Below are 21,071 nucleotides of genomic sequence, written 5' to 3'. Positions count from 1 at the left end.
TATGATCACTTTCGGGCCTGAGGTCAGGCCTGAAAGCGTTTCCAGACAGCCTCGTCGCCCAGCTTGGACACAAAGTCCTTGTGGGCGGCGGCTTCCTCCTCGGTCAGGCGCGAGGGGAGGGGGATCGGACGGGGGCGAGGACGCCAGTCATCCGCCGCACCGCCGCCGGACCCGCCGGATGAGGCGGAGAGCGCAAAGTCGGGCTGCCGCCCGCCGATCAGTTCCAGATAGACCTCTGCCAGGATTTCACTGTCGAGCAATGCGCCGTGCAGGGTACGCGAGCTGTTGTCGATGCCGAAGCGGCGGCAGAGCGCGTCGAGCGAGGCCGGGGAGCCGGGAAAACGTTGCCGCGCGATGGCCAGGGTATCCAGGGCCTGATCGAAGGGCAGTTTCGGCAGGTTGAGCCAGCCCAGTTCGGCATTGAGGAATTTCATGTCGAAACTGGCGTTGTGGATCACCAGCTTGGCGTCCTGCACGAAATCGAGGAACCCCTGGGCGATCTCGCGAAACTTCGGCTTGTCGCGCAGGAAATCGTCGCCCAGCCCGTGCACCTCAAACGCCTCCTGCGGCATGGCGCGTTCGGGGTTGATGTAGACGTGATAGGTTTCGCCGGTCGGCACGTGGTTCCAGAGCTCGACCGCGCCGATTTCCACGATACGGTCGCCCTGCTCCGGATCGAAGCCTGTGGTTTCGGTATCGAGGACGATCTCACGCATTCTTCAGCTGTTCCCTGATATCCCTGACAATGGCGCGGACCTGTTCGCGCGCGTGATCCAGAGTATCGGTGATCACGACATGATCTGCCAGAGCGCGTTTTTCCGCATCCGGCATCTGTTTGGCGCGGATCATCTCGAACTGCTGTTCTGACATGGTGCCCCGGGCGAGCACCCTTTCGCGCTGTGTTTCGGCATCGACGGAGACGCAGACCGTGGTGTCCACGATCTTGTGCCCGCGCCCTTCGAAAAGGAGCGGGATGTCGAGGACGACGATATCGGCCTCGGTCCGCGCGATGAAGGCCTGTCGATCCTCGGCCACAAGCGGGTGGACGATCTGTTCGATCTGGCGCAGGGCGTCGGGCGTTTCCGCCAGTATCGCCTTCAGACCCTCGCGGGAGACACCCTCCGCTGTCACGGCAGAGGGGAAGGCGGCCTGCATCGGGGCCACGGCCGCGCCGCCGGGGGCATAGAGGCGATGCACGGCGGCATCTGCATCCCAGAGTGCGCAGCCTTCATCCGCGAACATCTGCGCGGTTGTCGATTTGCCCATGCCGATGGAGCCGGTGAGGCCGATGATATAGGTCATGCGAGCACCGCCCGTCTGGTGTCGTCCGTCACCTGCGGGCGGAACCCGAACCAGCGTTCGCAGCCTGGCACCGCCTGATGCAGCAACATGCCCAGCCCGTCCACGGTGGTCGCCCCCGCCTGATCCGCGGCCTTCAGCAGATCGGTCTGCAAGGGCGCATAGACGATGTCGGTGACAAGATGCGCGGGCGTCAATGCGGAAAGATCGAGGGTGAGGGGGTCCTTGCCGGTCATGCCAAGAGAGGTGGTGTTGATGAGGGTCGTGGTGTCGGCGATGGCGGCGGGGGCCTCCTCCCAGTCGATGACATGGAGGGCGGGGCCGAAGGTTTGCGCCAGCTCCTCCGCCCGGGCGCGGGTGCGGTTGGCCAGGAGGATCTGCGGCACACCGGCGTCCAGAAGCGAGACGATGATGGCACGGGCGGCCCCGCCGGCGCCAAGGATCAACGCCGGTCCCTGTTGCGGATCCCAATTCGGGGCACCCTGTTGAAGGTTGGCGAGGAAACCGTACCCGTCCGTATTGTCGGCGTGTATCCTGCCATCTTTTCCGAATGTTAGCGTGTTCGCCGCCCCGATATGCCGCGCGCGATCAGACACGTCATCAGCGATTTCCAGCGCGCGTTGCTTGTGGGGCAGGGTGACATTGGCGCCGACAAAACCCATCTGGCCCATGCTGCGCAGAACCCGCTCCAGATCCTCTGGCTCGACATGCAGGGGGACGTAATGGCCGGCGCGGTCCTGCTGATCCAACCAGTGGCGGAAGAGATGCGGCGAGCGGGACTGCGCGGCGGGGCAGCCGATGACGCCGGCCAAGGGAATTTGGGGTAGGGCAGTCACGTCGTGATCACTCCGCGATCGTTGAGGAAGGTGAGAAGGGGCAGAAGCGGCAGCCCGAGGATGGTGAAGAAATCCCCGTCGATGCGGGAAAAGAGGCGGCTGCCCTCGGCCTCGATCTGGTAACAGCCGACGCAATGGCGGACCTCTTCCCAGTTTCGGTCGAGATAGTCCTGGATGTAGCCGTCCGAGAGGGGCCGCATGGTCAGCCGGGCTTCGCCGACAAAGCGCCAGATCGGGCGACCCTCGTGAAAGAGGACCGCGGCGGAATAGAGCCGGTGCTGTTGACCGGAGAGCTGGGCGAGGTGCTGGGCGGCCTCTTCCTGTGTCGCGGGCTTGGAAAAGAGTTGGCCGTCGAGGTCCAGAACCTGATCGCAGCCCAGGACGAAGGCCTCTGGGTTCCTCATGGCGACGCGGTTCGCCTTGGCTTCTGCCAGGGCGTCGGCGATATCGCGAGGCCGGGTGTCTTCGGCGAGGAGCGACTGCTTGATCGCGTCTTCGTCCACCGGCAATGTCTGCACGGTGAAGGGCACGCGGGCGCGGGTCAGAAGCTCCGCCCTGATGGGGGAACCGGAAGCAAGGATGAGATCCGGCATGGGGATAAAACCCGGGATTAACTTAGGACTTTGTTAAGGATGGTTTCTGAAGAATTCACAGGGTGGAGGCAAGGGAGAGGGTTTCATCCCCGTTGTCCCGGATCATCCCGACAGCTGTCCCGCTGTTGGGAAGGATAAGTCCCGCGTGGTGGATGGCGGGGACAGTCCCGGGTTTACCATGGTTTTTCTCCCAAGGGTCTTGATCTTGGAATATAAACATTAACTCATTGAAAATAATTGGTTAAAGTCCTTACCTTCCACATGACGCCGGAAATTCCTCACACGATCATCCACAGGATGTGGCATAATGTGGGCAACCCTGTGCTGAAGCGCGTAATCCACAGAAATCCCGCTCCCTACTATATTCATCAATCTTTCTTTCTTTTTTATTTAAGAATAGGCACAGGGCATGTCTGACCTTCTCGCCACGATCTATCCCTGGACCAAGTCGCTGCATCTCATTTCGGTGATTGCGTGGATGGCCGGGCTCTTCTACCTGCCTCGGCTCTTCGTGCATCACGTGGAACAGGCAGAGACAGCAGGCATGGAGGAGACCTTTCGCATGATGGAGCGGAAGCTCCTCAAGGTGATCATGAATCCCTCTGCGATCGCGACCTGGCTGTTTGGTCTGCTGCTGGTCCTGACGCCCGGGATTGTCGACTGGTCGATGGTCTGGCCCTGGACGAAGGGTGCGGCGGTTCTGGCGATGACCTGGTTTCACATGTGGCTGGCGCTCCGGCGGAAGGATCTGGAGGCCGGGACGAACCGGGTGAGCGGGCGGCAGTACCGGATGATGAACGAACTGCCGACGGTGTTGCTGATCGCGATCGTGATCTCCGTCGTGGTCAAATTCTGAAGCGTTGACTTGGTGCCCGGCAGGGCCTAGATACCCGCGTCAAGCCGCCCGTCCGGGCGGACCGATTCCCCAATCTGACCTGACTGCGCGCCCGAGGGCCGGTCACCGGAGTTTTCCATGAGCGATAACCGTCTGAACCTGTCCGATCTGAAGGCGAAGAGCCCGAAGGATCTGCTCTCGATGGCAGAGGAGCTGGAGATCGAGAACGCCTCGACCATGCGCAAGGGCGAGATGATGTTCCAGATCCTGCGCGAACGTGCGGATGAGGACTGGGAAATCGGCGGTGACGGCGTGCTGGAAGTGCTGCAGGACGGCTTCGGGTTCTTGCGCTCGCCGGAGGCGAACTATCTGCCGGGTCCGGATGATATCTATGTCTCGCCCGACATGATCCGCCAGTATTCGCTGCGCACCGGGGATACGGTCGAGGGGCTGATGAAACAGCCCGACGAGAACGAGCGATATTTCGCGCTGACCTCGGTGACGAAGATCAACTTCGAAGACCCCGAGAAGGCCAAGCACAAGGTGTCCTTCGACAACCTGACGCCGCTCTACCCGGATGAGCGCCTGAAGATGGAGATCGAGGACCCGACGATCAAGGACCGCTCGGCCCGGATCATCGACCTGGTGGCCCCGATCGGGAAGGGGCAGCGGTCATTGATTACGGCGCCTCCCCGGACCGGCAAGACGGTTCTGCTGCAGAACATCGCCAAGTCGATCGAAACAAACCATCCTGAGTGCTATCTGATCGTCCTGCTGATTGATGAACGTCCCGAAGAGGTGACGGACATGCAGCGGACGGTGAAGGGCGAGGTGATCTCCTCGACCTTTGATGAACCGGCGACCCGTCACGTTGCTGTTTCGGAGATGGTGATCGAGAAGGCCAAGCGTCTGGTCGAGCATAAGCGAGATGTTGTGATCCTGCTGGATTCGATCACAAGACTTGGTAGAGCGTTCAACACTGTGGTGCCGTCCTCGGGCAAGGTTTTGACCGGTGGTGTGGACGCGAACGCGCTGCAACGGCCCAAGCGCTTCTTTGGTGCAGCCCGGAATATCGAGGAAGGCGGGTCGCTGACGATCATCGCGACGGCTCTGATTGATACCGGCAGCCGGATGGACGAGGTGATCTTTGAGGAATTCAAAGGTACGGGTAACTCTGAAATCGTTCTGGATCGTAAGGTTGCGGACAAGAGAGTTTATCCGGCGATGGATATTCTGAAGTCCGGGACGCGGAAGGAAGATCTGCTGACCGACAAGATCGACCTGCAGAAGACCTTTGTCCTGCGGCGAATCCTGAACCCCATGGGGACGACGGATGCGATCGAATTCCTGATCTCCAAACTCAAACAGACCAAGACCAACGGCGAATTCTTCGAGTCGATGAACGGCTAGGGTCGGCGCCTCGGGAGGGGCGGGTATGGACACGATTTTTGCGCAAGCCACGGCGCCCGGCAAAGCGGGGGTCGCCATTCTGCGTTTGTCGGGGCCGGATGCCTGGATGGCGGTGGAACGGCTGTGCGGATCGGTGCCGCCGGTGCGGGTTGCCTCGGTCCGGGGTGTTCGCGGCGGGGCCGGGTTTCTGGATGAGGCGCTGGTCATCGTGTTCGAGGCGGGGGCGAGTTTCACCGGGGAGCGCGTTGCCGAGTTGCATCTGCATGGGTCGACGGCCGTCGTTGCCGCAGTGCTGCAGGAACTGTCCAGCATGGAGGGGCTGCGCGGGGCCGAGGCGGGGGAGTTTACCCGGAGGGCGCTGGAGAACGGGTGTCTGGATCTGGCCCAAGTAGAGGGGCTGGCGGATCTGATCGATGCGGAGACGGAGGCGCAGCGTCGGCAGGCGCAACGTGTGTTTACCGGAGAGCTGGGGCGCAAGGCCGAGACGTGGCGGGTGGATCTGATCCGGGCTGCGGCGCTTCTGGAAGCGACGATTGATTTCGCCGACGAGGAGGTGCCGGTGGATGTTTCGCCGGAGGTGAGCGCGCTGTTGACCGGGGTATCGCGCAGTCTTGCCCAGGAAGTGCAGGGGATCGGGATTGCAGAGAGAGTCCGCTCGGGGTTCGAGGTGGCGATTGTCGGGGCGCCGAATGTCGGTAAGTCTACCTTGTTAAATGCGCTGGCCGGGCGAGAGGCTGCGATTACCTCTGATGTTGCAGGGACAACGCGGGACGTGATCGAGGTTCGGATGGATCTTGAGGGGCTTCCGGTGACTGTCCTGGACACGGCCGGTGTTCGCGAGACGGAAGATGTGGTTGAATCGATTGGCGTGAACAGGGCACGTGAGCGTGCGCTGTCGGCTGATTTAAGGGTGTTTCTTGTTGAGCCCGGTGGCGCCCCGGTTTTTCCTCCGATTGACGGTGATATCGTGGTTGTTGGTAAGGCGGATGTCAGCGGTGAGGTTGAAGGATCGGTGTCCGGCGTTTCAGGGTTTGGTCTGGAGGCGCTGGTCCGTGAAATTGGCGGCAAGTTAAAGGTTCTGGCGAGTGGTTCCGGTGTTGCTACGAGAGAGCGGCATCGTATAGCCATGGAGCGTGCGCGTTCGTATCTTGATGTCGCTTCGGGTATAGTCGCTAGTGAAGTTGGTGAGTCCGAGCTGGCGGCGGAGGAAATTCGCGGAGCGGTTCGTGCACTGGAATCTTTAATCGGACGTGTGGATGTCGAAGCCCTGCTGGACGATATCTTTTCGAGTTTCTGCATTGGGAAGTGAGAGGTGTTTCACGTGAAACATTCCGACGTCGATGTTGTTGTGATCGGGGGTGGCCACGCCGGCAGTGAAGCCGCGGCAGCTTCCGCGCGCCTTGGCGCGCGGACCGTTTTGGTATCGCTCCGCAAGGATGGCATTGGGGTAATGTCCTGCAATCCTGCCATTGGTGGCTTGGGTAAAGGACACCTGGTGCGGGAGATTGACGCGCTGGACGGCGTGATGGGACGGATCGCGGATGCGGCCGGGATCCAGTTCAGGTTGCTGAACCGACGGAAAGGACCCGCGGTGCAGGGGCCGCGTGCCCAGGCAGACCGCAAAATCTACAGAACACGTATGCTGGCAGAGTTGGAGGGCACAGAGAACCTTCGGATTGTTGAGGGCGAAGTTGTCGACCTGACGATCGAGGGCGGTAGCGTTTGCGGTGTTGTGCTTGCCGATGGAAGCGCGATTGCTGCAAAGGCGGTTGTCCTGACGACCGGAACGTTCCTGCGTGGGGTCATTCATATCGGCGATGAATCCCGGCCAGGTGGGCGAATGGGCGATTCACCTTCAATCAAATTGGCACAGCGGTTGGATGACTTCGGTTTGAGTCTGGGGCGTTTGAAAACCGGGACCCCTCCGCGGTTGGATGGCAGGACAATCGATTGGTCGAGCCTGGAAAGTCAGCCGGGCGACGAGGATCCTGTCCTGTTCTCATTCCTGTCGCGGGGTGTATCGGCGCCACAGCTGTCCTGCGGGATCACGAATACCAACGAACAGACGCATGACATCATCCGTAAGAACCTGGACAGATCGGCGATGTATGGCGGCCATATTGACGGGGTCGGACCGCGATATTGCCCGTCGATCGAGGACAAGATTGTGCGGTTTTCGGACAAGGCCTCCCACCAGATTTTTCTGGAACCGGAGGGCGTTGATGACGATACCGTCTATCCTAACGGCATTTCGACCTCTCTGCCGGTCGATGTTCAGGAAGATTATGTTCGGACGATCCCCGGCCTGACTTCGGCAAAGATTGTCCAACCGGGTTATGCGATCGAATACGACTATGTCGACCCACGGTCGCTGGACCTGCATCTGCGGCTGAAGGATGTGCCGGGCCTGTATCTGGCGGGTCAGATCAACGGAACAACGGGTTATGAGGAGGCCGCGGCTCAAGGGCTTGTGGCCGGACTGAACGCGGCGGCGGTAGCCATGGGACGGGACCCCGTCAGCTTTCAGCGGACGGACAGCTATATTGGCGTCATGGTGGACGACCTGACCTCCCGTGGTGTGACGGAGCCGTATCGCATGTTCACCTCGCGTGCGGAATTCCGGTTGTCCCTGAGGGCGGACAATGCAGACCAGCGGTTGACCCCGATTGGGTTGTCCATTGGATGTGTTGGGGTTTCCCGTCAGCAAGCGTTTGAAGAAAAGATGGAACGGTTGGCCGCGGGCGAGGCCATTCTCAAAGCCCGGGCCTATTCGTCCAAAGAGCTTAATGACGCCGGTTTCAAGGTCAGCAATGATGGGTCGCGAAGGACGATGTATGATCTGCTGTCCTTCCCTGATGTTGATTTCGGGGATCTGTCTCGATTGGACGCGACCCCGGACGAGATTGATCCTGATACGAAGGCCCAACTTGCGCGTGATGCGCTCTATACGAAGTATATAGAACGGCAGGCCCGGGATGTGGTCGCGATGAAGCGGGATGAATCGGAAGAGATTCCTGATGACTTTGATTTCACGTCTCTGGACGGGCTGTCGAATGAATTGAAAGCCAAGCTTGTGAAGTTCCGGCCCTCCAATCTGGCGCAGGCAGGCAAGGTAGAAGGAATGACACCCGCTGCCTTGACGCTCATTCTTGCCCGGTTGCGGCGGTTGCGGACCTTGCGGGCGAGCTGAAGTGGGGACGACTCTGGAGAATGTTTCACGTGAAACACAGGAGCGGCTGGAGCAGTATCTTGCGCTCTTGAACAAGTGGAATCCCCGGATCAATCTCGTTGCCAAGACCACCGTCGATGATGCCTGGACTCGACATTTCGAGGACTCAGCGCAGCTGCTGGACCTTGTCCCGCAGCCGAAAGGCAAATGGTTGGATATGGGGAGCGGCGGAGGTTTCCCCGGCCTTGTTGTTGCGATACTTTTACAGGACAGCGGGGCAGAGGCTGACCTCCACTTGATGGAATCTGATCAGCGGAAGAGCGCGTTTCTACGCACCGTTAGCCGAGAGCTTGGCTTGAAAACCACGGTCAAAACCCAACGGATCGAATCTGCCCAGCCTGAGGCGGCGCAGATCATCAGCGCACGGGCCCTTGCGGATCTGTCCACACTTCTCGGGTTTGCCAAACGGCACGGCACCGATCAAAGTATCGCGCTTTTTCCCAAAGGGCGGCGGTGGCAAGAGGAACTTTCGCAGGCACAGGAGAAATGGCGCTTCAAACATGAGGCCCGCAGAAGTAACACAGATCCAGAGGCAGTGATTTTGAGAATCGAGGAAATCGAGCATGTCTGATCTTTTGTCCCTACATGGCCCAAAGATTGTTGCGATTGCGAACCAGAAGGGCGGGGTCGGCAAAACCACGACCACAATCAATCTGGGAGCTGCCTTGGCGGAATCCGGCAGCAATGTCCTGATCATTGATCTCGATCCGCAGGGCAACGCCTCCACCGGCCTGGGAATCGAGACGGAGGATCGCGACAATACCACCTACGAACTGCTCCTCGACGACGCGGCGCTGGAAGACGTGATCCTGAAGACCGAGGTCGAAGGGCTGTCGATCGTACCGTCGACGGTTGATCTCAGCTCCGCCGATATCGAGTTGATCGCCAATGAAAAGCGCAGTTTCCTGTTGCATGACGCGCTGCGCCAGCCTGCGATGGAGCAGTACGCTTTTGATTTCGTCCTGATCGATTGCCCGCCGTCGCTCAACCTTCTGACGGTCAATGCTATGGTGGCGGCGCATTCCGTTCTGGTACCGCTACAAAGCGAATTCTTCGCGCTCGAGGGGTTGTCGCAACTCATGCTGACGATCCGCGAAATACGCCAGTCCGCCAACCCCTCACTCCGGATCGAAGGTGTGGTGCTGACCATGTATGATGCCCGCAACAACCTGTCTCAACAGGTGGAGGCTGATGCGCGCGATAACCTCGGGGATATTGTTTTCACAACGAAAATCCCCCGCAACGTTCGGGTGAGCGAGGCGCCGTCCTATGCGATGCCCGTGCTGGATTTTGATACGACATCCAAGGGCGCGCAGGCCTATCGCGCCCTGGCACAGGAATTCTTGAACAGGAACGAGCCCGCAGAGGCGTGAGGGAGGAGCAGATGAGCAACAAATCCAGGAATCGCGGCTTGGGGCGCGGCTTGTCCGCCTTGATGGCGGATGTGTCCAATGATCAGACGGTGGAGGCGGGTGGCGCCCCGGCCGCGCGACGCCCCGACGCTTCTGTCCCGATTGAACAGGTTGTCCCGAACCCGGATCAGCCGCGACGCAGCTTTACCGATGCCCAGCTCGAAGAGCTGGCGCAGTCCATCCGGGAAAAGGGGATCATCCAGCCCCTGATCGTCCGGCAAAAGGACGACCGCTATGAAATCGTCGCCGGGGAACGCCGGTGGCGGGCGGCGCAGATTGCGCAGCTGCATGAGGTTCCGGTCATCCTGCGGGATTACGACGATACCGAAGTGCTCGAAGTCGCGATCATCGAAAACATCCAGCGCGCGGATCTGAACCCGGTCGAGGAGGCCGCGGGCTACCGGCAGTTGATGGACAAGTTCGGCCATACCCAGGAAAAGCTGGGAGAGGCACTTGGCAAAAGCCGCAGCTATATCGCCAACCTTTTGCGGCTGCTCAGTCTTCCCGAAGATGTCCAGACCCTGCTGAAAGAGGGCAAGATCTCCACCGGTCACGCGCGGGCGCTGATTACTGCGGAAAACCCCTCGGTGTTGGCCGCGCAGGTGGTTGCTGGCGGGCTGTCAGTTCGGGAGACGGAGCGATTGGCAAATTCGGTCAAGACAGACCCTAAACCAGCCAAAAAAGCCTCAAAATCGGAGAAGGACGCCGATACCAAAGCCCTCGAAGGGGATCTGTCGGCGGCGTTGAAGATGGGCGTTTCGGTGAATCATGAACCGGGCACGGAATCGGGCGTGATGACCATTCGCTACAAAACGCTGGAAGATCTGGATACGCTGTGCCGTCTGCTCAGCGGGGACCACTAGGCCGAGTCCAGAGGAACACCATCACGCAACTCAGGGTCGCGGCCTGAATGGCAATCAGCTGCCATTTCAGGTCCATAGCCAGGGAAAGGGCGAGGACGGCGAGACAGCCGATGGTCGCCAGACGTTTGGCGTGGAGGGACACGGCTCCATGGGTCTGCCAGTTGACGATGGCGGGCCCGAAGGCGGGATGCGACAGCAGCCAATTGTGAAGCCGTTCCGAAGACCGGGCAAAGAAGAAGGCGGCGAGCAGGACAAAGGGCACGGTCGGGATCAACGGCAGAACCGCGCCGATCATCCCGCACAGCAGGCACAGGCAACCCAATCCGGCCCAGACAAAGCGCATCGGCTACTCCAGCAAGGTGGCGATCACGGTGTTCAGAAGTAGCCGCCCGCGATCCGTTGTCCACAAACGCTGTCCCGACGTCTCGATCATGCCCATGTCCTGCAGGTGGTCTACAGCATCCGGGTTGAGGGGGTGTTGCGCCAGGTTCTCGTAGCGGGTCAGATCTATGCCATCGGCCAGCCGGAGCCCCATCAACAGAAACTCCGTCGCCTGATCCTCGCGCGACAGCGGTGTCCGACCCTTGTCCCCGTTGCCGACGTCGGCCGCCTCCAGCCAGGCGTTCGGCATCCGGATCGCTTCCGTCGCCTGGCGTTGGCCGTCCAGGGTAAGGCGTCCATGTGCGCCGGGGCCAATCCCGACGTAATCGCCGTACCGCCAATAGAGACTGTTGTGGCGGGATTCAGCCCCGGGGCGGCAATGGTTGCTGACCTCATAGGCGTGATATCCGGCCGCGGCGGTGAGTTCCTGCGTGGCGTCATACATGGCGGCGGCGGCGTCTTCGTCCGGCAAGCCGCGCAGCTTGCCCAGACGGTACCGGTCGCCAAAGGCCGTGCCGTCCTCGATCGTCAACTGGTAGAGCGAGAGGTGATCGACGGCCAGGTCCAGCGCCTGGGAAAGCTCGGCGCGCCAATCCGCGACGCTCTGATCCTGGCGGGCGTAAATGAGATCGAAGCTGACCCGCTGGAAAACGGATTTCGCAATGTCGAAGGCGTCCATCGCCTCCTTCACCGTGTGTATCCGCCCCAGTCGCTGCAGATCGCGATCGTTCATCGCCTGCATGCCCATGGAGACACGGGAAACGCCGGCATCAAAATAGGCTCTAAACCGGCCGGATTCGACCGAACCGGGGTTGGCTTCCAGGGTGACTTCCAGATCGTTGGCCTGTGGCCAGCGCAGCCGGATCCGGTCCAGTATCGCGGCCACCGTTTCCGGATCCATCAGGCTTGGGGTGCCGCCGCCGAAGAAGATGGATTTGACGACACGGCCCGGTGTCTCAGCAGCGTGCCGGTCGATTTCCGACAGAAAGGCGGCGCGCCAACGCGGTTCGTCCACACTGCGCGCGACGTGGGAGTTGAAATCGCAATAGGGGCATTTCGCCTGACAGAAGGGCCAGTGCAGATAGATGCCAAAGCCCCCGGCTTCCCAATCCTCAGGCAAAGCAGCCCGTCACAAGCTTGCGAAAGGCATTGGCCCGGTGCGACATCTCGTGTTTCTTGGCCGGGTCCATCTCTCCGAACGTCTCTGTCTCGCCTTCGGGACGGAATATGGGATCAAACCCAAACCCCTGATCTCCGCGCATCGGCCAGACGACCTCGCCATCCACGTGTCCCTCGAACACCTCGTCATGTCCATCCGGCCAGGCCAGCACGAGGGTGCAGTTGAAAGCGGCCTTGCGCGGGGCGGGCGCGTTCTTTTCCTCCAGCAGCGTCCAAACCTTGGTCATCGCCATGGGAAAATCCCGGCCCTCGGGGGTCTCGGCCCAGTCGGCGGTATAGACACCGGGGGCGCCATCCAGCGCATCGACCGTGATTCCGCTGTCATCGGACAGGGCGGGCAGTCCGGTGGCCTTGGCCGCGAAGTGCGCCTTGATCCGCGCATTGCCGACGAAGGTGGATTCGGTTTCCTCCGGTTCGTCCAATCCGTGATCCGCGGCCGAGCTGACGGTGATGCCGAAGGGGCGCAGAAGCTCCGCGATTTCGCGCAACTTGCCCTTGTTGTGGCTGGCGATGACCAGCGCTTTCCCGTCGAACTTACGCACAGGCGGCCTTCTGGATCTCGACCAGCTCCGACACGCCTTTCTCGGCAAGGTTGAGCAATTCATCCATCTGCTCGCGCGAGAAGGTCGCGCCCTCGGCGGACATCTGAACCTCGATCAGGCGCTTGGACCCGGTCATGATGAAATTGCCATCAACCCCGGCGTCGCTGTCTTCGGGATAGTCGAGGTCAAGCACCGGCTGCCCGGCGTAGATCCCGCAGGACACAGCCGCGACCGGATCGACCAGCGGGTCGGAGATCACGTCGCCCGCCTTCATCAGTTTGTTGACCGCAAGGCGCAGGGCAACCCAGGCCCCGGTGATGGAGGCGCAGCGCGTGCCGCCGTCGGCCTGGATGACATCGCAATCGACAGAAATCTGCCGTTCGCCCAGGGCCACGCGATCGACGCCTGCGCGCAGGGACCGGCCGATCAGGCGCTGAATCTCCACCGTGCGCCCGCCCTGTTTCCCGGCGGAGGCCTCGCGGCGCATCCGCGAAGTCGTGGAGCGGGGCAGCATGCCGTATTCCGCCGTCACCCAGCCCAGGCCCGATCCCTTGATGAAGGGCGGAACGCGATCCTCGACCGTGGCCGTGCAGATCACGTGGGTGTCGCCCACCTTGATCAGGCAGGATCCTTCTGCGTGCTTTGTGAACCCGGTTTCGATTGAAACCGGCCGCATTTCGCTTAATTCTCGTCCTGATGGTCGCATGGGCAAACTCCTCTTCGTCTTGGGGATAGTCCCGGCGCCACGGGAAACGCAACCCCGGTTTGGGGATGAGCATCTGTCAGACAAGGCAATGAACGACACGACGAAAATCCTCGATGATCTCAATGACAGGTCGCGCGAAGTGTTTCGCCGCGTGGTGGAAGGGTACCTGTCGAGCGGCGAGCCGGTCGGATCGCGCACCCTGACCCGGCTGATGAGCGAGAAGGTTTCTGCCGCGACGGTCCGTAACGTCATGCAGGATCTGGAGTTTCTGGGCCTGCTGGGGTCTCCGCATATCAGTGCGGGGCGGGTTCCGACGCAGCAGGGGCTGCGCATGTTCGTGGACGGTCTGCTGGAGGTCGGTGATCTGCAAAGCGCGGATCGCGCCATGATCGACGCGACGGTGCGCGACGATGCGGGGGATGTTGGCGGAATTCTGGATCGCATCGGCTCTGCGCTGTCCGGCGCGACGCAGGGGGCGTCGCTGGTGCTGACGCCGAAGCACGAAGCGCCGATCAAGCATATCGAGTTCGTGGGCCTGGGCCATGACCGGGCGCTGGTGGTTCTGGTCTTTGCCGATGGTCACGTGGAAAACCGGATCTTCGTGCCGCCGCCGGGACAAACGCCCAGTTCGATGCGCGAGGCGGCAAATTTCCTGAATGCCATTGTCGAGGGGCGCACGCTGAGCGAGCTGAGCAAGGTCATCAAGGAACAGATCGCGGCGCGTCGTCAGGAGATTGACACGCTGGCGCGCGAGTTGATCGACTCGGGCTGGGCCGAGTGGGACGATCAGGGAAGCCGTCAGGAACGGCTGATCGTGCGGGGCCGGGCCAATCTGCTGGGCGAGGATGCGGCGGATGAGGATCTGGAGCGGATCCGGAACCTGTTTGACGACCTCGAACGCAAGCGCGACATCGCCGAGTTCCTCGATCTGGCCGAAGATGGCGAGGGTGTGCGCATTTTTATCGGCTCGGAGAACAAACTTTTTTCACTTTCGGGTTCCTCTCTGGTGGTCTCTCCCTATATGAACGCGGATCGAAAGATAATCGGTGCGGTCGGTGTCATCGGACCAACCCGGTTGAACTATGGGCGGATCGTTCCGATCGTGGATTACACCGCCCAGCTTGTCGGCCGGATGATCGCAGACCGGACATAGAGGTGAGAGATGGCGAACCCTGAAAACGACGATTTCCTCGACGACGTGGAATCCGCCGAGGCCGAGGCCTATGCCGAAGAACTCGAAGAGTTCGACGACGAGGCGATCGAGCTGGACGAGATAAAGGCCGAGCGGGACGAGCTGCGCGACAAGTGGATGCGCGCCATGGCCGAAGCCGAAAATGCGCGCAAGCGGGCGGACAAGCAGCGGCGCGAGGCAGAGATGTATGGCGGGTCGAAACTGGCCCGGGATCTGCTGCCCGTCTATGACAACATGAAGCGGGCGCTGGAAGCCGCGGGCGAAAAGTCCGAGGAGAGCGCGGCGCTGATCGAAGGTGTCGAGCTGACCATGCGCGAGCTGCTGAACACCTTCAAAAAGCATGGGATCGAGCCGATCTCGCCGCAGCCCGGCGACAAGTTCGATCCCAATATCCACGAGGCGATGTTCGAAGCGCCGGTGCCCGGCACCCGCGCGGGCGAAATCATCCAGGTCTCGGCCGAGGGGTTCTGGCTGTCGGACCGTCTGCTGCGCCCGGCGCAGGTTGGCGTGTCGTCGATGCCGGCCAGCTGATCCAGCCACCGCCGGATGGCCTCCGGCGGGAGTATTTCTGGAAAGATGAAGAGGGGCGTGGCGCTATTGGCGCGACGCCTCTTTCAGTTTGTAGATCAGGTCGAGCGCGTCGCGGGGGGAGAGTTCATCCGGATGCGTGGCCTCCAGCAGGTCTGCAATTTGGGCATATTGCGCCGGAACAGGGTCTGATTTGGCGGGCGGCGGTGCGGCGGCGGCGAAGAGGGGCAGGTCGTCGATGATCGCCTTGGGCTTGGCACCGCCCTCGCGTTCGCCCTTCTCCAGCGCATCGAGAACCTCGCGCGCACGGGCGACGACGGCATCGGGCAGACCGGCCAGCCGGGCGACCTGAACGCCATAGCTGCGGTCGGCGGCCCCGCGGATCACCTCGTGCAGGAAGATCACCTCGCCATCATGTTCGCGGACGGCGACGGTGGCGTTTTCGACGCCGCCGAGTTTGCCTGCCAGGGCGGTCATTTCGTGATAATGCGTGGCGAAAAGGGCCCGGGCGCGGTTGACCTCGTGCAGATGTTCCAGCGTCGCCCAGGCGATGGAGAGGCCGTCGTAGGTGGCGGTGCCACGGCCGATTTCGTCGAGGATCACCAGCGCCCGGTCATCGGCCTGATTGAGGATGGCGGCGGTTTCGACCATTTCGACCATGAAGGTCGACCGGCCCCTCGCCAGATCGTCAGAGGCACCGACGCGGGAAAAGAGCTGCGAGACGACGCCGATATCGGCCTCCTTCGCGGGAACGTGGCTGCCCATCTGTGCCAGCAGGGTGATCAGCGCGGTCTGGCGCAGGAATGTCGATTTACCGGCCATGTTCGGCCCGGTCAGCAGCCAGATCGAGGCGGGATCGCCGGAGAGATCCGTATCATTGGCGATGAACGGCGCGCCGTCGCGGCGCAGCGATTGTTCGACCACCGGATGCCGTCCGGCGATGATCCGCAGGCTGCGGTCCTGGGTGATCTTCGGCCGGGTCCAGTCCTCCACGATGGAGAGATCGGCAAGGGCGGTGGCGAGGTCGAGGTCGGAGAGGGCGCGGGCGGTGTCGGTCAACTCTGCCGCGCGGTCCAGAATCTGCGCTTTCAGCCCGTCATAGAGCCGCTTTTCGATTTCCAGCGCCCTTCCGCCGGCGTTGAGGATGCGCGTCTCCATTTCGCTGAGGTCCGGGGTGGTGAAGCGGAGCTGATTGGCGGTGGTCTGGCGGTGTTTGAACTTTTCGTTCAGCGGTTCCGACAGCATCTTGTCGGCATGGGTCGCCGTGACCTCGATGAAATAACCCAGAACGTTGTTGTGCTTGATCTTGAGCGAGGAGATGCCGGTGAGTTCGGCATAGTCGGTCTGCATCCGGGCGATGACACCGCGCCCCTCGTCGCGCAGCTGGCGGGCCTCGTCCAGATCGTCGTCATAGCCGGTGGCGATAAATCCGCCGTCGCGGGTCAGAAGCGGGGGTTCGGCGATCAGGGCGGCGTCCAGCGTGGCGAGCAAATCGTCATGCCCGCCCAGATGCGTGGCGGCCTCGGCCAGGTGGGGGGGCAGCTCGAGGGGGCGGAGGGTTTCGCCGATCTCCTCCGCCTGGGTCAATCCGTTACGGATCGCGGCGAGGTCGCGGGGGCCGGCGCGGTCAATAGAGAGCCGCGACAGCGCCCGGTCGAGGTCCGGCACCCGGCGCAGCGCCTCGCGCAGGTCGCGCGCGGTTTGCCGGTCGTCGACCATGAAGTCCACGGCGGCGAGGCGCGCGTTGATCGTGGCGATGTCGCGCGAGGGGCTGGAGAGGCGGCGTTCCAGCAGGCGCGCCCCGCCGGGGGTCACGGTGCGGTCGATCGCATGCAGCAGCGACCCGGCCCGCCCGCCGGAAAGCGCATGGGTCAGTTCCAGATTGCGCCGGGTGGCGGCGTCGATCTGGACGGTGCGGTCGGTCGCCTCGCGCAGGGGTTTGCGCAGGAGGGGGAGCTTCCCTTTCTGCGTGATGTCCAGGTAATCGACGATGGCCCCCATAGCGGAGACCTCCGCCCGGGTGAAGGTGCCGAAAGCGTCCAGCGAGGCCACCTTGAACAGGCGGCACAGCCGATCGTTGGCGCCGGTGCTGTCAAAGGACCCGCGCGACAGCGGGGTCAGCGAAATCCCGAAATCAGAGACTGTTTCGGCGTAATCCCGCTCCTGATCCTCGGGCATCAGCAGTTCGGAGGGGCCAAGACGGGCCAGTTCCGGCCCCAACCGGACGGCGGGCAGGGGCATCACGTGAAACGCGCCAGTGGAGATGTCGACCCAGGCCAGTGCGCCCTCGTCTCGAACGAGGGTGAAGGCGGCGAGATAGTTGTGGCGGCGCGCATCCAGCAGGCTTTCCTCGGTCAGCGTGCCGGGGGTGACCAGCCGCACGACATCGCGTTTCACCACGGATTTCGAGCCGCGCTTCTTCGCCTCCTCCGGGCTTTCCATCTGTTCGCCAACGGCCACGCGAAAGCCCTTGCGGATGAGGGTCAGCAGATAGTTTTCCGCGGCATGCACCGGCACGCCGCACATGGGGATGTCCTCGCCCAGGTGTTTGCCGCGTTTGGTCAGGGCAATGTCCAGCGCCTCTGCGGCGGCAACGGCATCGTCGAAGAACAGCTCGTAGAAATCGCCCATCCGGTAGAAGAGCAGGGCGTCCGGATAGCCCGACTTGATCTCCAGATACTGCGCCATCATCGGCGTGACGGTGTCTTTGCTCACGATGCCCCCCGGGTGTTTGGCAGGGACCTTACAAAGGCGGCAATGTCGGTTAAAGCCGAAATGGTTGAGTGTGGGCCGTGGCTTCGTGTAAGAGGCGCAAGCCCAAGGAGGAGAAGGCACAATGGCCAAGTCGAAGTCCCGGATCACGCCGGAAGATGCGCTCGCGTTCCATCTGGAACCCAGCCCCGGCAAGTGGGAGGTCACGGCAACCGTTCCGATGACCACGCAGCGGGATCTTTCGCTGGCCTATTCGCCCGGTGTGGCGGTGCCTTGTGAGGCGATTCATGCCAACCCGGAGACGGCCTATGACTATACCAACAAGGGCAATCTGGTTGCGGTGATTTCCAACGGGACGGCAGTGCTAGGTCTGGGCAACCTGGGCGCGCTGGCCTCCAAGCCGGTGATGGAAGGCAAGTCGGTGCTGTTCAAGCGGTTTGCCGATGTGAACTCCATCGACCTGGAGCTGGACACCGAGGACCCGGATGAATTCATCCAGGCGGTCAAGCTGATGGGCCCGTCCTTTGGTGGCATCAACCTTGAGGACATCAAGGCGCCGGAATGTTTCATCATCGAGCAGCGGCTCAAGGAAGAGATGGATATCCCGGTCTTCCATGACGACCAGCACGGAACGGCGGTGATCTGTGCGGCGGGGCTGATCAACGCGCTCAAGATCTCGGGCAAGAAGATCGAGGACTGCAAGATCGTACTGAACGGCGCGGGCGCTGCCGGGATCGCCTGTATCGAACTGCTGAAGCGGATGGGGGCGAAGCACGACAATTGCATCGTCTGCGACACCAAGGGTGTGATCTATCAGGGCCGGACCGCCGGGATGAACCAGTGGAAATCGGCCCATGCGGTGAACACCGATCTGCGCACGCTGGAAGAGGCGATGGAAGGGGCCGATGTCTTCCTGGGCGTGTCGGTCAAGGGGGCGGTGACGCAGGACATGGTCATGAGCATGGCCAAGGACGCGGTGATCTTTGCCATGGCCAACCCCGATCCGGAGGTCACGCCGGAAGAGGTGCATGAGGTGCGCGAGGATGTGATCGTGGCCACCGGCCGGTCGGACTATCCGAACCAGGTGAACAACGTTCTGGGTTTTCCCTACCTGTTCCGTGGGGCGCTGGATATCCACGCCCGTGCGATCAACGACGAGATGAAGATCGCCTGTGCCGAGGCGCTGGCCGAACTGGCGCGCGAGGATGTGCCGGACGAGGTGGCGATGGCCTATGGCAAGTCGCTGAAATTCGGGCGGGACTACATCATCCCGACGCCTTTCGATCCGCGACTGATCCATCGCATCCCGCCCGCCGTGGCCAGGGCTGGCATGGAAACCGGCGCAGCGCGGCGGCCGATCGTGGATATGGACGCCTATGAGCTGAGCCTGAAGAGCCGGATGGATCCGACGGCGAATATCCTGCGGTCGATCAACACGCGGGCGCGCAATGCCCAGGCGCGGATGATCTTTGCCGAGGGGGATGATCCCCGGGTGCTGCGCGCGGCGGTGCAATATCAGCGCGCCGGACTGGGCGAGGCGATCGTCGTGGGTCGTGACGCCGATGTGAAAGCCAAGCTGGAGGCCGCAGGTCTGGGCGATGCCTTTGACGAGATAACAGTCACGAATGCGGCCAAAACGCCGCATCTGGAGGAATACAAGTCCTTCCTCTATTCGCGCATGCAGCGCAGGGGGTTCGACCGTCACGATGTGCATCGGCTGGCCGCGCGGGACCGGCATGTCTATTCGGCGCTGATGCTGGCGCATGGGCATGGCGATGGTCTGGTGACCGGGGCGACGCGGAAATCGGCGCATGTGCTGGAGTTGATCAACCATGTCTTTGACGCGGATGCGGCGCATGGGGCGGCCGGTGTCACCGCGATGATCCACAACGGGCGGATCGTGCTGATCTCGGACACGCTGGTGCATGAATGGCCGGATGAGGAAGACCTGGCCGATATTGCCGAACGCTGTGCAGAGGTCGCACGCGATCTGGGGCTGGAGCCGCGGGTGGCCTTTGTCAGCTTCTCGACCTTTGGCTACCCGGTGTCGGAGCGGGCGGAGAAGATGCATATTGCCCCTCGCGTTCTGGAAAAGCGGGGCGTCGATTTCGAATACGAGGGCGAGATGACCGTGGACGTGGCGCTGAACGCCCGGGCGCGGGAACAGTTTCCCTTTGCCCGGTTGACGGATAACGCCAATATTCTGGTCGTGCCGGCGCGCCATTCGGCCAGCATCAGTGTCAAACTGATGCAGGAAATGGCCGGGGCGACGGTGATCGGTCCGATCCTGTCGGGCGTCGACAAGCCCATCCAGATCTGTTCGACCAACTCCACCGTGAACGACATCATGAACATGGCGCTGTTGGCGGCCTGCAAGGTGAACTGATGACGATCTGGAACCTCGGCTCGGTCAATGCGGATATGGTCTATCGCCTGCCGCATCTGCCCGCGTCGGGGGAGACGCTGGCGGCCAGTGCCTTGCAACGCGGGCTTGGCGGCAAGGGGGCGAACATGTCCGTCGCGGTGGCGCGGGCGGGGTCCCACGTGGAACATCTGGGCGCGGTAGGGGCGGATGGCACCTGGATGCGCGACAGGCTGGCGGAGTATGGCGTGGGGGTCGGTGGTCTGGTCGAGGTGGGTGAAACCTCGGGCCATGCGATCATCGCGCTGGACGAGATCGGGGAAAACCAGATCATCCTGTTTCCGGGGGCGAATGCGCGGATCGACGAGGCCGGGTTGGAGGACAGCCTCGGCAAGGCCAAGGCGGGCGATATCGCTGTCTGCCAGAATGAGACGAGCGGCCAGGTCGCCTTTGCACGGGCCGCGCGGGCCAAGGAGCTGCGCATCGCCTATGCGGCGGCGCCCTTCACCGTGCAGGCTGTTCAGGCGATCCTGCCGGAGGTCGATCTGCTGGTGCTGAACGCGGTGGAGTCGGCGCAGCTGCAAGAGGCGATGAACCGCCCGTTGGAGGCGCTGCCGGTGGCGGATATTGTTGTCACGCTCGGGGCGGATGGATGCCGCTGGATCGGCACTGTTTCAGGCAAATCGCAGGATTTCGCTGCGCCCAGGGTCGAGGTGGTGGACACGACGGGGGCGGGGGATACCTTTACCGGGTATCTGCTGGCCGCGCTGGATCAGGGGCTGGATATGGCTGAGGCCATCACCCTGGCGCAGCAGGCCGGGGCGTTGATGGTGACGCGGCTGGGCACGGCGGATGTGATACCGACCCGGGCCGAGGTCGCCGCGCATTTCGCACCGTCGTGAAAAAAATCGAAAACTCCTGAAACTCTTGTGCACCGGTCTTCGTGATTGGGGATGACGCGTCACACGACGCTGTCCTCAAAAAGGGAGTTC

General features: G+C 62.1%; 20 protein-coding genes. 11 read left to right on the top strand and 9 right to left on the bottom strand.

The genetic code is table 11. The features are described from left to right. Positions 1-23: 23 nt before the first annotated feature. From dnaQ to ACFC2Y_RS06545, 4 genes are read right to left on the bottom strand one after another with little or no spacing between them, the layout of a single operon-like run. The gene (gene dnaQ, locus ACFC2Y_RS06560; RefSeq protein ID WP_375174050.1) at positions 24-716 is read right to left on the bottom strand and encodes a DNA polymerase III subunit epsilon; all 693 of its coding nucleotides are present in this window, start codon (positions 714-716) and stop codon (positions 24-26) included. Next, positions 709-1,302 (bottom strand): dephospho-CoA kinase, encoded by a 594-nt coding sequence (gene coaE / locus ACFC2Y_RS06555; protein WP_375174051.1) that lies wholly within the window; start codon positions 1,300-1,302, stop codon positions 709-711. The genes dnaQ and coaE overlap by 8 nt, the downstream gene beginning before the upstream one ends. After that, positions 1,299-2,135 carry a shikimate dehydrogenase gene (locus ACFC2Y_RS06550; protein WP_375186416.1) on the bottom strand — a complete coding sequence of 279 codons (837 nt, stop codon included), beginning with the start codon at positions 2,133-2,135 and terminating at the stop codon, positions 1,299-1,301. Before ACFC2Y_RS06550 ends, coaE begins: the two co-directional genes overlap by 4 nt. After that, on the bottom strand, positions 2,132-2,728 hold the full coding sequence (locus tag ACFC2Y_RS06545) for a Maf family protein (protein ID WP_375174053.1): 597 nt from the start codon (positions 2,726-2,728) through the stop codon (positions 2,132-2,134). The genes ACFC2Y_RS06550 and ACFC2Y_RS06545 overlap by 4 nt, the downstream gene beginning before the upstream one ends. 409 nt (positions 2,729-3,137) lie before the next feature. Between ACFC2Y_RS06545 and ACFC2Y_RS06540 the strand changes: the two genes are divergently transcribed. The 7 genes from ACFC2Y_RS06540 (at position 3,138) to ACFC2Y_RS06510 (ending at position 10,477) form a co-directional block, all read left to right on the top strand. Next, positions 3,138-3,584 (top strand): CopD family protein, encoded by a 447-nt coding sequence (locus tag ACFC2Y_RS06540; RefSeq protein ID WP_375174054.1) that lies wholly within the window; start codon positions 3,138-3,140, stop codon positions 3,582-3,584. 117 nt (positions 3,585-3,701) lie between these two features. Continuing rightward, positions 3,702-4,973: a transcription termination factor Rho gene (rho, locus tag ACFC2Y_RS06535; protein WP_375174055.1), complete on the top strand. Its 1,272-nt coding sequence runs from the start codon at positions 3,702-3,704 to the stop codon at positions 4,971-4,973. Positions 4,974-4,998: 25 nt separating this feature from the next. After that, positions 4,999-6,282: a tRNA uridine-5-carboxymethylaminomethyl(34) synthesis GTPase MnmE gene (mnmE, locus tag ACFC2Y_RS06530; protein ID WP_375174056.1), complete on the top strand. Its 1,284-nt coding sequence runs from the start codon at positions 4,999-5,001 to the stop codon at positions 6,280-6,282. A 3-nt stretch (positions 6,283-6,285) separates the two neighbouring features. Then, positions 6,286-8,163: a tRNA uridine-5-carboxymethylaminomethyl(34) synthesis enzyme MnmG gene (gene mnmG, locus ACFC2Y_RS06525; protein WP_375174057.1), complete on the top strand. Its 1,878-nt coding sequence runs from the start codon at positions 6,286-6,288 to the stop codon at positions 8,161-8,163. Between the two features lies 1 nt (position 8,164). Next, on the top strand, positions 8,165-8,773 hold the full coding sequence (gene rsmG / locus ACFC2Y_RS06520; RefSeq protein WP_375174058.1) for a 16S rRNA (guanine(527)-N(7))-methyltransferase RsmG: 609 nt from the start codon (positions 8,165-8,167) through the stop codon (positions 8,771-8,773). Continuing rightward, positions 8,766-9,575 (top strand): ParA family protein, encoded by an 810-nt coding sequence (locus ACFC2Y_RS06515; RefSeq protein ID WP_375174059.1) that lies wholly within the window; start codon positions 8,766-8,768, stop codon positions 9,573-9,575. The genes rsmG and ACFC2Y_RS06515 overlap by 8 nt, the downstream gene beginning before the upstream one ends. An 11-nt stretch (positions 9,576-9,586) precedes the next feature. Further along, on the top strand, positions 9,587-10,477 hold the full coding sequence (locus ACFC2Y_RS06510) for a ParB/RepB/Spo0J family partition protein (RefSeq protein ID WP_375174060.1): 891 nt from the start codon (positions 9,587-9,589) through the stop codon (positions 10,475-10,477). On the opposite strand, the gene ACFC2Y_RS06505 is transcribed toward ACFC2Y_RS06510, so the two are convergent. Genes ACFC2Y_RS06505 through rph form a run of 4 tightly spaced genes read right to left on the bottom strand, consistent with a single transcriptional unit; the run spans position 10,461 to position 13,285 of the window. After that, entirely contained in the window at positions 10,461-10,820 is a 360-nt protein-coding gene (locus tag ACFC2Y_RS06505; RefSeq protein ID WP_375174061.1) for a YbaN family protein, read from the bottom strand. The genes ACFC2Y_RS06510 and ACFC2Y_RS06505 overlap by 17 nt on opposite strands. Positions 10,821-10,823: 3 nt before the next feature. Beyond that, positions 10,824-11,978: a radical SAM family heme chaperone HemW gene (hemW, locus tag ACFC2Y_RS06500; RefSeq protein WP_375174062.1), complete on the bottom strand. Its 1,155-nt coding sequence runs from the start codon at positions 11,976-11,978 to the stop codon at positions 10,824-10,826. Further along, positions 11,971-12,579, bottom strand: a complete 609-nt coding sequence (gene rdgB / locus ACFC2Y_RS06495; protein WP_375174063.1) for an RdgB/HAM1 family non-canonical purine NTP pyrophosphatase — start codon at positions 12,577-12,579, stop codon at positions 11,971-11,973. Before rdgB ends, hemW begins: the two co-directional genes overlap by 8 nt. Continuing rightward, positions 12,572-13,285, bottom strand: coding sequence for a ribonuclease PH (rph, locus tag ACFC2Y_RS06490; RefSeq protein WP_375174064.1), 714 nt, complete (start codon positions 13,283-13,285; stop codon positions 12,572-12,574). The genes rdgB and rph overlap by 8 nt, the downstream gene beginning before the upstream one ends. A gap of 88 nt (positions 13,286-13,373) precedes the next feature. On the opposite strand from rph, the gene hrcA reads away from it, so the two are divergent. Next, positions 13,374-14,438 (top strand): heat-inducible transcriptional repressor HrcA, encoded by a 1,065-nt coding sequence (gene hrcA / locus ACFC2Y_RS06485; RefSeq protein ID WP_375174065.1) that lies wholly within the window; start codon positions 13,374-13,376, stop codon positions 14,436-14,438. Between the two features lie 9 nt (positions 14,439-14,447). Then, positions 14,448-15,008: a nucleotide exchange factor GrpE gene (locus ACFC2Y_RS06480; protein ID WP_375174066.1), complete on the top strand. Its 561-nt coding sequence runs from the start codon at positions 14,448-14,450 to the stop codon at positions 15,006-15,008. Positions 15,009-15,071: 63 nt separating this feature from the next. On the opposite strand, the gene mutS is transcribed toward ACFC2Y_RS06480, so the two are convergent. Next, positions 15,072-17,696 (bottom strand): DNA mismatch repair protein MutS, encoded by a 2,625-nt coding sequence (gene mutS / locus ACFC2Y_RS06475; protein WP_375174420.1) that lies wholly within the window; start codon positions 17,694-17,696, stop codon positions 15,072-15,074. A 145-nt stretch (positions 17,697-17,841) separates the two neighbouring features. Here mutS and ACFC2Y_RS06470 point away from each other — a divergent pair, with 145 nt between their 5' ends. Together ACFC2Y_RS06470 and ACFC2Y_RS06465 are read left to right on the top strand one after the other, a co-directional pair. After that, positions 17,842-20,103: an NADP-dependent malic enzyme gene (locus ACFC2Y_RS06470; RefSeq protein ID WP_375174067.1), complete on the top strand. Its 2,262-nt coding sequence runs from the start codon at positions 17,842-17,844 to the stop codon at positions 20,101-20,103. Continuing rightward, complete coding sequence (locus tag ACFC2Y_RS06465; RefSeq protein WP_375174068.1) at positions 20,103-20,981, top strand: ribokinase; 879 nt, start codon at positions 20,103-20,105, stop codon at positions 20,979-20,981. The genes ACFC2Y_RS06470 and ACFC2Y_RS06465 overlap by 1 nt, the downstream gene beginning before the upstream one ends. Positions 20,982-21,071 lie beyond the last annotated feature (90 nt).

It is taken from the genome of Pseudooceanicola sp. (assembly GCF_041987405.1).
GTDB lineage: Bacteria > Pseudomonadota > Alphaproteobacteria > Rhodobacterales > Rhodobacteraceae > Pseudooceanicola.
The sequence above is the reverse complement of the archived record's forward strand: the minus strand, read 5'-3'. Positions and strand labels throughout refer to the sequence as shown.